Origin of the sequence: Herpetosiphon sp. NSE202 (assembly GCF_042688385.1) — a bacterium.
In the GTDB taxonomy this organism is placed as follows: Bacteria; Chloroflexota; Chloroflexia; order Chloroflexales; family Herpetosiphonaceae; genus Herpetosiphon.
Genome location: NZ_JBHUPY010000012.1, coordinates 322218 through 336413, shown reverse-complemented (window position 1 = coordinate 336413; position 14196 = coordinate 322218). Strand labels below are relative to the sequence as shown.

10 protein-coding genes are annotated in these 14196 nt (G+C 51.9%); 4 read left to right on the top strand and 6 right to left on the bottom strand.

Features of this window, described 5'->3' with window-relative positions; all coding sequences use genetic code 11:
• Window positions 1-193: 193 nt before the first annotated feature.
• Window positions 194-2977, top strand: a complete 2784-nt coding sequence (locus ACFMKP_RS15885; protein WP_382293018.1) for a glycoside hydrolase family 9 protein — start codon at window positions 194-196, stop codon at window positions 2975-2977.
• 369 nt (window positions 2978-3346) lie between these two features.
• Here the strand turns inward: ACFMKP_RS15885 and ACFMKP_RS15880 are convergent, their stop codons facing one another.
• Genes ACFMKP_RS15880 through ACFMKP_RS15860 form a run of 5 tightly spaced genes read right to left on the bottom strand, consistent with a single transcriptional unit; the run spans window position 3347 to window position 8960 of the window.
• The gene (locus ACFMKP_RS15880) at window positions 3347-3982 is read right to left on the bottom strand and encodes a class I SAM-dependent methyltransferase (RefSeq protein ID WP_382293016.1); all 636 of its coding nucleotides are present in this window, start codon (window positions 3980-3982) and stop codon (window positions 3347-3349) included.
• Window positions 3983-3992: 10 nt separating this feature from the next.
• Window positions 3993-4832 carry an SDR family oxidoreductase gene (locus tag ACFMKP_RS15875; protein WP_382293014.1) on the bottom strand — a complete coding sequence of 280 codons (840 nt, stop codon included), beginning with the start codon at window positions 4830-4832 and terminating at the stop codon, window positions 3993-3995.
• A gap of 11 nt (window positions 4833-4843) precedes the next feature.
• Window positions 4844-7831 carry a SpoIIE family protein phosphatase gene (locus ACFMKP_RS15870; RefSeq protein WP_382293013.1) on the bottom strand — a complete coding sequence of 996 codons (2988 nt, stop codon included), beginning with the start codon at window positions 7829-7831 and terminating at the stop codon, window positions 4844-4846.
• A gap of 5 nt (window positions 7832-7836) precedes the next feature.
• Window positions 7837-8589 carry an anti-sigma factor antagonist gene (locus ACFMKP_RS15865; protein WP_382293011.1) on the bottom strand — a complete coding sequence of 251 codons (753 nt, stop codon included), beginning with the start codon at window positions 8587-8589 and terminating at the stop codon, window positions 7837-7839.
• Between the two features lie 20 nt (window positions 8590-8609).
• Entirely contained in the window at window positions 8610-8960 is a 351-nt protein-coding gene (locus tag ACFMKP_RS15860) for an STAS domain-containing protein (protein WP_054534399.1), read from the bottom strand.
• A gap of 145 nt (window positions 8961-9105) precedes the next feature.
• On the opposite strand from ACFMKP_RS15860, the gene ACFMKP_RS15855 reads away from it, so the two are divergent.
• From ACFMKP_RS15855 to ACFMKP_RS15845, 3 genes are all read left to right on the top strand, one after another.
• Window positions 9106-9561 (top strand): META domain-containing protein, encoded by a 456-nt coding sequence (locus tag ACFMKP_RS15855; RefSeq protein ID WP_382293009.1) that lies wholly within the window; start codon window positions 9106-9108, stop codon window positions 9559-9561.
• A 516-nt stretch (window positions 9562-10077) separates the two neighbouring features.
• Entirely contained in the window at window positions 10078-10686 is a 609-nt protein-coding gene (locus ACFMKP_RS15850; RefSeq protein WP_382293007.1) for a TetR/AcrR family transcriptional regulator, read from the top strand.
• 60 nt (window positions 10687-10746) lie between these two features.
• Complete coding sequence (locus ACFMKP_RS15845) at window positions 10747-11700, top strand: NAD-dependent epimerase/dehydratase family protein (RefSeq protein ID WP_382293005.1); 954 nt, start codon at window positions 10747-10749, stop codon at window positions 11698-11700.
• A gap of 78 nt (window positions 11701-11778) precedes the next feature.
• Here ACFMKP_RS15845 and ACFMKP_RS15840 read toward each other — a convergent pair whose 3' ends face one another.
• Entirely contained in the window at window positions 11779-13827 is a 2049-nt protein-coding gene (locus ACFMKP_RS15840; protein WP_382293003.1) for a prolyl oligopeptidase family serine peptidase, read from the bottom strand.
• Between the last annotated feature and the right edge of the window lie 369 nt (window positions 13828-14196).

Here is a 14196-nt window from a genome sequence, read left to right as displayed (position 1 = left end):
AAATTGTTGGTTGCATTATACGGCACAATCCTATGCTATTATAGGCTATCTAGCTATGAGATCGTTCTCAAGTACCGACTAGAGCAGCAACAATTGTATAGCACTGTAGCAGCAGCTTTAGTCTGGATACCCTTCTTGCATTTACGCCTGTGTATTGAGACCGATTCCAATGAAGTGAATCATGGAGGCAGCAATGAGCGCTGACCACAGCCGTACCGTGATTGGTATTCGTTCGACGAGGAGCTTTTGGGCGCGAGGATTGTTCGGGCTTTGGCTGATTATTGCTTTAGGATGTCAACAAGCAATCGTGCCTGCAACTTCACAAATTCATGCCCAACCCCCACAGACTGTCGGTAATTTGCTGCAAAATGGTGATTTTAGCGCTGGGATTGCGCCGTGGTGGGCCACCAATTCGGTTACGGCGGATGCGGCAAGTGGCTCGTTGGTTGCCACAATCACCAATGCCGGCAGCAATCCATGGGATGCAATTGTTGGCCAAAATGGACTTAATTTGCAAGCTGGCCAAACCTATACCGTCACCTTTCGGATTCGGGCCGCAAGCACTGGCACGGCGGTGCTTAAACTCCAAAAAGAAGCTTCCCCCTACACCAATTATTTTAGCCAAGATGTTGCCCTAACCACCAGCGATCAAACCCATCAATTTGTGTTTACATCGGGTTTTGATGATGCTGGGGCGGCTTTTCAATTTCAGATGGGCGGCCAAGGCAATAATGTGCTGACGATTGACGATGTGCAGGTGCTTGGCGAAACAGGGCCAGCAGCGCCATCGAGCAATTTGGTGCAAAATGGCAATTTTGTTGGTGGGATTGAGCCATGGTGGACAAGCGGTGATCTCAGCATTGATACTGCTGATGGTGCATGTTTGACGATTAATACTGCTGGCAGCAATCCTTGGGATGTGCAGCTTGGTCAACATAATATTGCGTTACAAGCTGGCGCGAGCTATCAACTCAAATTCGCCGCTAAATCGACCACCCCAGTAACCTTGCCAGTGCGTTTGCAACAAAATGGCGAGCCATATACTGGTTATTTTGCGACTGATCCCGGGCTGAATGCAGCTTGGACTGAATTTGTATTCAATTTTACGTCGGCCTATAGCGATGCAGCTTCGTTGTTGTTCCAAATTGGTGGCTTAGGAACGCCGACGATCTGCTTCAATCATGTGAGTTTAGAAATGTTAGAAACTGGAATTCGGGTCAATCAAGCTAGCTATTTGCCCTCAATGAGCAAAATTGCCAGCTTGGCGCACCCTGCAACCGAGCCATTGACTTGGCAATTGCACAATGCCGCTGATAGCGTGGTGTTGAGCGGCCAAACCACCGTCTATGGCGAAGAAGCAGCTTCTGCTGAACATGTACACTTGATCGATTTTTCAGGCTATCAAACAGTTGGCGAAGGCTATTATTTGAAAGTTGGTAGCGAACAGAGCTACCCTTTTGCGATTGAGGATGGCTTATACTCGCGGCTGAAATACGATGCTTTGGCCTATTTCTACCATAACCGCAGCGGCATCGCGATTACCATGCCCTATGCTGGCGACGAACAATGGACGCGGCCTGCTGGGCATATTGGGGTTGCGCCAAACCAAGGCGATACCGCAGTAACCTGCTTTAGTGGCACTGACAACCAAGGTCAAACCTGGCCTGGCTGTGATTATGAACTTGATGTTTCCAAAGGTTGGTACGATGCTGGCGACCATGGCAAATATGTGGTTAACAGTGGCATTTCGGTGTGGACGTTGCTGAATCAATATGAACGGGCACAGCAACGCGGCGCTGAAAGCCTTGCCCAATTTGCTGATGGCAGCATGAACATTCCCGAAAATAATAATGGTGTGCCCGATCTGTTGGATGAAGTGCGCTGGAATATGGAATTTATGCTGGGAATGCAAATTCCTGCAACTGCGCCAATTTCCAAAACTGGCATGGTGCATCATAAAGTCCACGATGCCCATTGGACGGGCTTGCCAATGGCTCCCCATGACGATCCGCAAATGCGCTATTTGTATCCACCAAGCACCGCGGCAACCTTGAATTTGGCAGCGACGGCGGCTCAATGTGCGCGGATTTGGCGCGGGATTGATGAAGCGTTTGCTGACCGTTGTTTGGTTGCTGCCGAGCGCGCTTGGCAAGCAGCAGTGGCGCATCCCAACGAATTTGCCAACGATCACTTCGATGGCGGTGGTGGCTATGGCGATCGGACGTTGAATGACGAATGGTATTGGGCCGCCGCCGAATTGTACGTAACAACTGGCTCGGCAACCTATCGCGAGGCCATCGAAGAATCACAATATTATTTGAAGCTCGATATTGGTGGCGGCAGCGCCATGAACTGGGGCAGCGTCGCCAGCCTTGGCACCTTGTCGTTGGCCTTGGTTCCCAACGATTTGAGTGTCAGCGAGTTGCAAACTGCTCGCGCGGCAGTGATTGCGGCAGCTGATCAATTTGTGGCAGCGCAACAAGCAAGTGGCTATGGCATTCCCTACAATCCGGGCAGCGAATATCCATGGGGTTCCAACTCATCGATTCTGAACAATATGATTGTGATTGGCTTGGCTGGTGATTTTACTGGCGAAACCAGCTATGCCAACGCAATTAGCCAAGGCATGGATTATTTGCTCGGGCGCAATCCGCTTAATCGCTCGTATATTTCGGGCTATGGCTCGGTTTCGTTGACCAACCCGCACCATCGTTTTTGGGCCAAACAAATTAACCCAGAGTATCCTGGCACGCCGCCAGGTGTAGTAGCTGGCGGCCCAAATTCAGGCATTCAAGATCCGTATGCCCAAGCGGAATTGACTGGTTGTGCAGCTCTGAAATGCTATGTTGACCATATTGATTCGTGGTCGACTAATGAAGTGACGATTAACTGGAACTCGCCGCTGGCGTGGGTTGCGGCCTATCTTGATGATTATGCAACTGGCTCGGTGCAATATTTGCCCTTGGTTACGAAATAAGGGTCAAGATTCCCTCACCCCAACCCCGCTCCCGCACGCAGGAGAGGGGTTTTTGCATGGTGGTTGTATCGATGATGTTTGTTTCTTCCATCGTGCTCCCCCTCGCCCGCGTCTAGTGGGAGAGGGGGTTGGCTTACAAGAGTAGGTTGTTAAGATCCCCTCACCCCAACCCCGCTCCCGCGTGCGGGCGAGGGGCTTTATTTCTCTGGTTCGCTCCCAATTCTTTGGTGAACCACGGATGCTCCCCCTCGCCCGCGTTCAGTGGGAGAGGGGGTTGGGGGGTGAGGGGGGTGAGGGAACGTTCCACCGCCGACCAATCGCTCAAAACCTACCCTTGTAAGAGAGGGGGTTTGGGGGGCGAGGCGACAGTTAATCGCGTTGGGCAACGATGAAGATTTGGGTTTCAGGGGTCGCGCCGTGATGCGGCACGTAGTGTTGCAAGCGGGTTTCTAAAATTTGAAAGCCAGCTTTGGTGATGGCTGCTTCGAGTTGGGCTTGGGGATAGGCCGTGACAAACACAGGCTGATCGCCGATCACGATTTGAATATAATCAAAATCGCCTTCGACCATTGAGAGCAAGAGCAAACCAGCGGGCTTGAGCCAATGGTGAAATTGCTGCAAGGCATGCTCAATATCGTGGCGGCGCAGCATCAGCAGGGCAAAAAACGAAACCACCGCATCAAATGAGTTGGGATCAAAATTAACCTGATTCACGCTATCGAGCACATATTGGCCATTGGGTACATTTTGGCGCGCCAAATTGAGCATGGCGGCGGAAATTTCGAGGCAGGTTACTTCATGGCCTGCTTTGGCCAACGTTTGGGCGGTTGGAATGCCCGTGCCGCAGCCAGAATCAAGCACCTTTGAGTTTGGCTCCAACAAATCGGCCAGCCATTGGCTGAGATCTTGTTGATCTTGGTTATTGCCAAACATCAGCTCATAATCGGCCCCAATGGCGTTAAACACGGCGGCTTGTTGTTGAATATCATCAGACCACGGTTGCATAATTCTCTCCTTAAACCAAGCCGGTTGGCGGCGTGTTATCTTCGTGAGGCTTTGGTTGCGGTTGTGAACGCTTCAGAGGCCGGGCAAAAAAGCGATTTAAGAGCGGCGAGCCAAAATTACCAACTCGCACCACCCATGAGCTTTGAGCATCGGCTGTGATGATAAAACGGCGTTTGAGAATCCCACGGACAATCGCTTGCGCAAGGCGATCAGGATTGGGTTGCGATTGATTGTTGCCATTTCCATCGCCATTGTTGCTTTGCGTAACTGGCATTGGTAAATCACTAGGATAGACCACGCTGCTGGTGATGTTGTAGGCTTTAAGTTCTTGGCGCAACACTTCCATCAGCCCACGGATGGCAAATTTAGTTGGTGTGTAGGCGCTATAACCAAGCGAGCCAACAAAACCCGCCACCGAAGAGACGGCGACGAGTGTTCCAACGCGGCGGCTTTGCATATGCGGCACGACAGCGCGAATTGCATGCAAGGTGCCGAAATAATTCAGCTCCATTAAATCGTGAAAAATCTGCTCATCAAGGTGCTGAAAAGCTCCCGCTTGGATACTGCCAGCGGCGGCGATCAGCACATCGCAAGGCCCAGCGCGTTGAATCAGATCGGCGATGGCTTGACTGACATCGTTGCGCACTCGCACATCGGCGGTGGCAATTTCGATGCGCTGTCCAGCCCGATTAACTAAAGGCTGAAGGCGTTCGGCGGCCTCGACCAAGCGAATGCGATTGCGCGCGATCAACGAAACCGACGCTCCGCGCGCCAACATTCGTTGGGCGGTGGCAAAGCCAAGTCCGCTGGAGCCACCAGTGATGATCACATGTTTATTTAGGAGACGCACGATCAAATTCCTCAAACAGGTTGATTAGCGCTTGCAAGCCGTTTGATCACCACTAAAGTGAGGTCATCGAAGGCTGGTAAATCGCCAGTATGAGCCGCAAGGCGGCTACTGATAGCGTGTAGCATGGTTGCTGCATCAGCATGGGCGGTCTGATGAATCGTCTCCATCAGCCGTGGCACGCCCCACTCATCCATTGTACTATCAACTGCCTCGGTTACGCCATCGGTATAACAGACTAAAACATCGCCTAATTCAATCGTTGTTTCAGCTTCGCCCAAGACTGCATCATCAATTACACCTAAAGCAATGCCTGGCGTGCGTAATTGCTCAATCTCACCAGTTGCAGCGCGATAGAGCAGGGGCGGGTTGTGGCCAGCGCAGGTATAGCGCAAGCGCCCAGTTACTGGATTGATAATGCCATAAAACAGAGTTACAAACATATACGACTGGCTATCGCGCATAATCCAGCGGTTGGCGCGCTCAATTGCTTGTGATGGCGGCGAGCCATCAAGCGCTGCACCGCGCACCAGCGAGCGCGAAAGTGCCATAAATAAGGCAGCTGGCACGCCTTTATCCGAGACATCGGCAATCACAAAGCCCATTTCGCCAGCAGACGGCCCGCTGCGAAACTGCCAGAAATCGTAGAAATCGCCGCCAACTTGGCGCGCCAAATTCCAATGTGCGCCGCTATCCCAGCCTTCTAGCTGTGGCAAGCGGGCTGGCAACAAACTCATTTGAATTTCGCGAGCGACGCTAATTTCCTGTTCGATGTGTTGGCGGGCGGCTTCAATTTGGGCAAATAAGGCGCTTTCGATCGCCGCAGCTGCTTGGCCGGCAATCCCGGCGGCAATCGTTACTTGGCGCGGCAACCAGGTTTCATCGGTGCCACATTGCTCAAGCAGCAGCACGCCAAGGGTTGCGCCGCGCGAGTTGAGCGGTTGGGCCAGCACTGCACCATAACTGGTATAGGGCACTAAGCCTGCGCTCGAAAGCTGTTCAAGATCAACCAACTCGGCTGCAAATGATTCGCCTTCGGAGCGCATCCGTACCAGCCATGGCACTTGTTCATCGGTCGCGCTGGCACCAATCGATTGGCGCTGTTCGTTGGTCAAGCCCCAGCCTTCGGCCAAAATCCAGCGGTTGCTTTCACGCTGCCAAAGCAGACATAACGCACGTTCGCAGCCAACCAATAAGGCTGGCAGGCGCACGCTGAGATAGAGCATTTCGCTAATCTCGCTGACCCAAGCAAAATTTTCTGCCGATTGCAACAGCGCATTCAGCACCCATGCTTCTTCTTGTTGCGATTGAAAGACCGAGGCGCTATCGATGGCGATGGCAATTTGATCGGCGAGGGTTTGCACGACGAAGAAATCATTTTCATCGAAGGCCCCGTAGCGTTCGCTTTGCACATCTAAAACGCCAAGCAATTGCTGGCCAACCCGCATGGGCACTGCCAATTCTGAGGCAATGCCTGGTTGGTCAGGCAAAAAGCGAGGCTCTTCGCGCACATCATTGACCAACATTGGCTCGCCACTGACTGCAACATGGCCGACAATTCCCAGTCCAAGCGGCAAGCGTTTGCCTTGGCGTTGCCAAAATGGGCTATCGCTGGCGGTGCTAGCACGGAAAAACAGCTGTTGATGCAATTGATCGAAGGTAAATAAATGCACTTGCGAATAGCCGAAGCTTACCCGAATCCGATGCACAACCGAGGGCAACAAGCGATCCAAATCGAGAATTGCGGTTACTTGGCGGCTTACTTCGCCAATTGTGGCGAGTTGGGCGGCGCGGCGGCGCGCTGCCGAATAGGCGCGAGCTTTATCAATCGCGACTGCTGCTTGATCGGCAATTAGTGAGAGCAAGCGCAAATCATCGGTATCAAAAGCGCGTGGCTCGCTGCTTTGAATTGAGATTGTGCCTAAAACCTCATCGCCAGTCATCAATGGAATATAAATCCCTGAACGGGGCGGAAATTCTGCTTGATAAGTTGGCTGAGCAGGCAGGCGATCCATTTCGGTCTCAAAATCTTCGACCAACAACGAACGGCCTGTGCGGCGAATCCAACTGACGATCCCGCGATCGTTGGGGATTTCAACCCGCAGCGGTGGCTCGTGATGGCCATCTTGCACGCGCACTTTAAGCTCAAAGAAGCGCCCTTCAAACAAGCCCAAGCGAAAATTGCTGGTATCGACAACCTTGCTGGCCTCGCCAAACACCAGTTGACAGAGCGAATCAACATCGAGTTCAGCGCGAATGATGGCGCGGCTGATTGCATTAATTTGGCCAAGTTCAGCGACCGTGCGGCGTTGCAAGCCCAACGATCGGCTGGCGCGTTGCACCATCCAGGCGCTGCCAATCAAGCCTGCTGCTGAGATCGCCACCAAATTAAAAGGGAATGATTGCGCCATTTGGGCACCAATCGCAGCCAAAGGCAAGGGCAACATTTCAATTGAAAAAATATTGGGGGCGCTGACTTGCCAAGTGCCAAGCGTAATTTGCTTGCCATCCCAGAGCAAGGCAAAGATCAAGCGTGCGCCTTGAACCACCACAATATAACTCAAGATGAGCAGGCAGAGCTTTGACCACAAACCTAAATCATCGATAAACGGAAGCGCGAGGGCAAGGCCTAAACTCCGTGCGCCACTTTCGAGTGCTCGGCGAGCCCAATCTTCATAGCGGGAACGGGCCAAACGCCCAAGCCGAATACATAAGCCAGAGGCGGCGGCTAAAACCAAGGTTGTGCTAGGGGTGCTAATTAACGCAACTGCCAACAACACAACGCCTGAGAGGCTAAGCGGCTGGTTGGAGCGATCGCGGACGGCTAAGCCATCGAGCAAGAGCAAGAGTGCACCTGCAACTGGCAAGGTCGCCGAGTTGAAGGTGGGCAGCCCATACCAAACAATATTGGCGCAGCCCAACAAAAAGAGCATGGCAGCCCAACCAAGGGCCACCATGCGTGGTTTCGAAAGCCGGATTCCACGATCAAAACTGGGTAACATGCACCTTACTCAACCTGGGCTAACGCTGCAAGTGCTTCATCACGCGTGCGGTGAATGGTAAAAATTTGGGTGAAGCCTGTCAGTGCAAAGACTTCGGCGACTGCTGGTTGCAATGAGCATAAGCGCAGTTCGCCGTTGGAGCCTTTTAGCTCGCGGGCCAACAACAGCAAAATGCGCAGGCCGCTGCTGCTCAAAAAGGTTACGCCCGTCAGATCAAGTAAGATACGTCGTCCGCCAGTTTCGGCGGCTTCATGGACAATCGTGGCTAAGGCTGGTGCTGCCGTGGCATCAATCCGGCCTTGAACTGGCACAACCCGCACATCGTCGGGCAGGCGTGTTCCAACGATTTTACTCATGTGTAACTCGTTTTCACCAGTTTCAGGATTGTAGTTGAATTGCACATCATCCATCATTCTGCCCATCAAATACATACCAAGGCCACCAGCCTCGCGGGTTTCGATTGATGAGGTCAGATCGGGAGGAGGAACAGTTTCAGGATCAAAAGGAACCCCGCGATCAAACAGCCGTACCACAAAACGGCTGCCATCGCGTCCGCAGACCAAGCGAACATCACCAGGATGTTCGGCAGTGTAGGCGTGTTGGATAATATTGGTGGCTGCTTCATCAACAGCCAATTCAATTTCCCACGCCGTATGTTCGTTAAGCCCAGCTTCGAGTGCTGCCTGATAGGCAAACTTACACAGGGCACTGAGCGAATCGAGTACCCCTGGCAGTTTAAGTTCAGCGGTTTGCGCCATATCGTCTCACCGAAATTCGTCTAGAAGCTGCCAACAGCTTCCACCAAGTCGTCGTAAATTTGGAACAGTGGCGTGAAGCCAGTCAAGTCGAATACTTCGCGAATCCGTTGGGGCAGATTGGCGATCCGCACATCACCCCGTTCAAGCTCGCTAAATTTCCATTCGCGGGCTTTTTTACGTGCTTCAATCAAGACTCGTAAGCCTGGGCTGCTGATATACTCTAAATTTTCGAGGTCGAGGACAATCCGATGGCGGTTTTCCTCATAAATTTGGTTAATCTTATCGTTCAGCGCATCTTTGGTTTCTGCGGCCAACCGTCCAGAAACGGTGATAACATCAACACGGTTATAGGTTTTATGGCTAATATCCATGCATTCCTCCTGCCACCATTGTAAGCGGGTTACATTTTGGCGAATCTGCGGCATATTATAGCACAGCGATATTAATTTTCTCAGGGAACTTTTGGCCGAGTTTTAACGTTTTGGCTAGGTAACGAATAACTTTTTGGAGGATTCTATGCGCCGCACATTAACGATATTTGCTCTCTTTGCTGCTTTGGCTGGCTGTGGGAGTGCGTCCACGCCAACCGCAATGCCAACCAACCTGCCCACGGTTGATGTTTCGCAACCAGGCGCTGGCTTGACTGGCTCAAAATGGAATGTCTTGCAGATCAATGGTCAAGCGCTGAAAGGTCAGCAAGCATTGCCATTAAGCTTTGAAGCCGATGGCCGCGCTTCAGGCCATAGCGGCTGTAACGGCTACGGTGGCGATGCCAGAATCGATGGCGATCGATTGACGCTTGGCCCTATAATGTCGACCAAAATGGCTTGTGCCGACCCTGAGTTGCAACAACAAGAAACCACGCTCTTCGAAGCCCTCGAAAAAGTAACCAGCTATAAAATGGCTGGCGATAAATTGAGCTTGCTCGATGATAGTGGCACAGTTATGGTCGAATTGGTCAAGCAAGCCTAAAACAGGCATTGAGGCTATAGGCTATAGGCTATTGAATTGTTGGGTTAACCAGGATCTGATCCCCTCACCCCCTGACCCCTCTCCCGCCCGCGAGGCGAGGGGAACCACAATTCCAGTGCTCCTCTCGCCCGCGTTCAGTGGGAGAGGGGCTGGGGGTGAGGGGACACGGTTGCCAATCTAACGAACCAGTACACATAGAACATATGGCGTTGAGGATCGAGGATCGGGGATCAGGGATCAGGGATCAGGCTATGGGAACACTAATCAAGCTAATCTGTGTCATCTGTGACTAAAAAAACAGCCTTCGCGATCTTCGCGTCCTTCGCGGTTTCAGCCCTTCGTGCTCTTCGTGTCCTTCGCGGTTTCAGCCCTTCGTGCTCTTCGTGTCCTTCGTGGATCAAAAACGTAACCTTCGCGATCTTCACGGTTTTAGCCCCTTGACAATTTAATGTTGAACACATATATTGTTATCGAACATTGTTCGATGAAATGATTGTACTTGAAATGGAAGCAACCATGGGCAGTAAAGAACGGCGTGAACGGATCAAACAAGCGACCCGCGAGGGGATTTTGAATGGTGCGCGTCAAATTGCCCAAGCAGATGGTTGGTCGGGCCTGACCATCCGCAAAGTTGCTGAGTTGATCGAATATAGCCCATCGATGGTCTACGAATATTTCGCTAGCAAAGAAGCTATTTTGGAAGCCTTGTTGGAAATTGGCTTTCAACAATTAACCAGTGCCATGCAACAAGCCAGCGCCACCTATGTCGATCCCTATCAGCGCTTGCAGGCCTTGGCCTTGGCCTATTGGCACTTTGCCCAAGCCAATCCCGACCTCTATCAAGTAATGCATGGCATGGATGGCGTGATGGTTAACCCTGATTTGCGCAACCAAGCAGCGTGGCCAACCTGTTTGCTGGTTGAACAAGATTTACAAGCTTTATTGATTGACGAGCAGGTGACGAGTCCCAATTTACGTGAAGATAGCGAAATTCTCTGGGCAACCTTGCATGGCATCGTCAGTTTAGCACTAAGCCAACGCCTCAGCCAAGCAGCACAGATCGAAGCCCGCATCCAACGCACAACCCAAGCCTTGTTACAAGGCTTATTAATGACCACCACATAAATTTTTTTATTCTCTATCGAACATTGTTCGATTATTGAATGATGTACAAGGAGTATTAAAATGAGTTCATTGCATGTGATTTTCGGGACTGGCCCAGCTGGGAGCAGCCTCGCCGAAGAACTTTTAGACCAAGGCAAGCAGGTACGTTGTGTCAATCGCAGTGGCAAGGCCGATCTGCCTGCAACGATTGAAGTTCTGGCTGGAGATTTGTTGAATCAATCCCAAATCAATGAATTGTGCTATGGCGCGAATGTTGTTTATCACTGCGCTAACGTTCATTATGCTGAACAGACCAAAATTATGCCTCAGTTTCAGCAAACGATTATGCAGGCAACTACGGCGGTGGGTGCACGCTTGGTCGTGCTCGATACGCTTTACGTTTATGGTTCGAGCCAAGGCCGCCCATTGACTGAAGCCACGCCGTTTGCGCCGCATACACGCAAAGGCCGCATGCGCGCTGCGTTGGTCGAAACCTATTTGGCCGCGCATCGGGCTGGCACGCTGGAGGTGGCGATTGGCCGCGCCGCCGATTTCTTTGGCCCACGGGTTTTAAATTCAACCTTGGGCGATCGGGTTTTTCCCATGTTGTTGCAGCATAAACCAGCGCAATTGTTGGGCAACATCGATTTGCCGCATAGCTTTAGTTATATTGGCGATGTGGCGCGCGGCTTGGCGTTGTTGGGCCAGCATCCATCTGCCGTGGGCCAAGCATGGCATTTGCCAGTTGCGCCGCCATTAACTCAACGCGCGATGTTGCAAACCATTGGCCAATTGCTGGGCTACCCCGTGCGCAGCATTGCCTTGCCCAAAATGGCGATTCGTGCCTTTGGCCTGATGGATTCGTTTATGCGCGAGTTTGTTGAGATGTTTTATCAATATACCGAGCCACAAATTGTCGATGCCCAAGCGATTGAGCGTGAGCTTGGCTTGGATGCAACGCCATTGGAGCAAGCGTTGCAAGCAACAATTGCCTGGTATCGCGGCCAACAAACCAAGCAAAAAGCCGCTGCCTAAAGCTGGCAACGGCTGTGGATTCAATTATTTGGGCTGCGCTAATCTGAATCGATCAGCGCAACTTTTGATCTTTCTGATCTATTGGTTGCTTTTCCATGCGCCAGCCACGTTGCGCCGAAACTGATCGGCGGGCGTGAGGTCGTGGCCTTGCAAATAGTGGCCGAACCAATCGAGAATATATTCGATGCGCGCGATGCGATGCAATGGCTCGCCGCTGCGCGAAAGTTCGTGGCCTTCGCGAGGGAAGCGCACAAAGCGCACAGGCTTGTCGAGCACCTTGAGCGCGGTATACAGTTGCTCAGCTTGCTCAACTGGGCAACGATGGTCTTCATCGGAATGCAAAATTAACAACGGCGTGTTAATTGAATTGACATAACGAATCGGCGAGCGTTCCATAAATTTATCGATATTGGCCCAAGGCTGGCCGCCAAATTCATCTTCGCCGAAGTATGGCCCAATATCCGATGTGCCGAAGAAGCTCATCAAATTCGAGATACAGCGCTGGGTATTGGCGGCAGCAAAACGGTCGCTATGGCTGATGATCCAGTTGGTCATGTAGCCGCCATACGAGCCACCGAGCACACCCATGCGTTTGTTGTCGATCCAATCCCACGTTTCAGCCAAATCGGCGGCGGCCATGAGATCGCGATAATCGTCGCCACCAAAATCTTGGCGCACCAAGGCGCGGAAGCGTTGACCATAGCCCGTGCCACCGCGCGGGTTGGTGTAAATCACGCCATATCCAGCAGCGGCCAGCACTTGAAATTCATGCATAAAATTGTGACCATAGGCGCTGTGCGGGCCACCATGAATGTAGAGCAATGAAGGATATTGCTGGCCTTCAGTGAAGCCAACTGGCTTCATCGCCCAACCTTCGATCTCCAAGCCATCAAAACTGTTGTAGGTAAAGCGTTCTGGCTCGATTGTTTGCATGCTGGCAAGCAAGCTAGCATTTGGATCATAAAGCAAATTAATGCTGCCATCTGCATCGCCCATATACAAGCATTCGAGCTGGGTGGCTGTGCCTGCGGTAAAGGCGGTGCGCTTGTTGAGCGATTGGCTGTAGCCCGAAATGCTGGGATTATCCTCTGGCGTGAGTTCGTGCATTGTGCCATCGCTGTAGCGATAGGCGCGGGTGCGGGCTGCGCGGGTTGCCAAACAATAGATGCCGTTATCGCGCCAATATGGTCGATAGGGAAAACGTCCAATCCGTGCATCGCTGATAATGCTATTTTCCAGCCCATGTTCAAAGCCAACGCTGAGCAAACGCGCATCGCCACCAGATCTGCTAACACACCACAAGGCCTCATTTGAAGCATTGCCAAGCTGCTGATCGTGGCCGATGTAGGCGATTTGGCTGCCATCAGGCGACCACGTTGGGTGATAGACCGGCCCAAGCGCGTTGGTCAAGCAGCGTGATGTACCAGTATCGACATTTAAAAGATACATATCTGCTTGGCGCGTGTGCTCTAATTCTGCCCGCGAAACCGTAATAAACGCCAACTCGCTGCCATCGGGCGACCACGCTGGATCGGCGTGATCAAACGCTTGGTCGGTAATTTGGCGCGGTGCTTGGCCAAGCTCCACCAGCCAAATTTGGGCATATTCTGGCTGCAAATAGCCAACGCCATCAAATTTAAACGGCAAGCGCTCGATAATTTTTTCGTCGCGCAAGCTTTCAACATGTGGTTGTTCTTTGGCTTTGGCTCCGCGAGAGATGAAGGTTAATGCTTGGCTATCAGGCCGCCAGTTGATTTCGGCCACGCCATAGCCAAGGCTGGTGAGTTGCTGGGCCTCGCCACCACGAGCCAAATCGAGCACAAATAATTGGGCTACGCCTGCATCGCGGGTTGAAATAAACGCTAATTTGCTGCCATCGGGCGACCAGCGCGGCGAGCTATCGCGGCCTGAAACGCTGAAGGTCATGCGTTGCGGTGTGCCGCCATCGGCCTGAATCAGCATAATTGCCGAGCGATAATCGGGCTTGCGCGGGCCACTTTTGCCTGCTGTTTCCTCGATCCAAGTTTCAACAAACGCAATCTGCTCGCCATTGGGCGCAATTTGGGCATCGGAGATAAAACGTAACTCCAACAGACTCGTGGCCTGCCAGGTTTGCAACTCTGCCATGGGTGGTTCCTATTCTCTATATACAATGATTCGTTAATCTGCAATCCCTCACCTCCTAACCCGCCTGGCGAGCGAGGAGGAACCATTTCAGCATGAATATTGGAACTCCCCTCGCCCGCGTTTAGTGGGAGAGGGGCTGGGGGTGAGGGGACAAATTACAGTTATATGCAATTCTGCGCATAGTAGCATAGAACGATTAACTATTTAACCAGCCTTTGGAAGCATTCAGCATGCGAAATGACTTATTTTAGTCATTGAATAATAGTTAGGAAAAAATTAAAATGGCAGTATATGGATTCTTTGATCGAAGGAGGTTGCTTGATTCATGCGACGAGGAGTTCATAACATTTCGGCTATCGACGTTGATTA

Bases quoted from the DNA above. Each gene is read 5' to 3' on its own strand.
- ACFMKP_RS15885 (WP_382293018.1), top strand. From the start codon at position 194: ATGAGCGCTGACCACAGCCGTACCGTGATTGGTATTCGTTCGACGAGG.
- ACFMKP_RS15880 (WP_382293016.1), bottom strand. From the start codon at position 3,982: ATGCAACCGTGGTCTGATGATATTCAACAACAAGCCGCCGTGTTTAAC.
- ACFMKP_RS15870 (WP_382293013.1), bottom strand. From the start codon at position 7,831: ATGTTACCCAGTTTTGATCGTGGAATCCGGCTTTCGAAACCACGCATG.
- ACFMKP_RS15865 (WP_382293011.1), bottom strand. From the start codon at position 8,589: ATGGCGCAAACCGCTGAACTTAAACTGCCAGGGGTACTCGATTCGCTC.
- ACFMKP_RS15860 (WP_054534399.1), bottom strand. From the start codon at position 8,960: ATGGATATTAGCCATAAAACCTATAACCGTGTTGATGTTATCACCGTT.
- ACFMKP_RS15855 (WP_382293009.1), top strand. From the start codon at position 9,106: ATGCGCCGCACATTAACGATATTTGCTCTCTTTGCTGCTTTGGCTGGC.
- ACFMKP_RS15850 (WP_382293007.1), top strand. From the start codon at position 10,078: ATGGGCAGTAAAGAACGGCGTGAACGGATCAAACAAGCGACCCGCGAG.
- ACFMKP_RS15845 (WP_382293005.1), top strand. From the start codon at position 10,747: ATGAGTTCATTGCATGTGATTTTCGGGACTGGCCCAGCTGGGAGCAGC.
- ACFMKP_RS15840 (WP_382293003.1), bottom strand. From the start codon at position 13,827: ATGGCAGAGTTGCAAACCTGGCAGGCCACGAGTCTGTTGGAGTTACGT.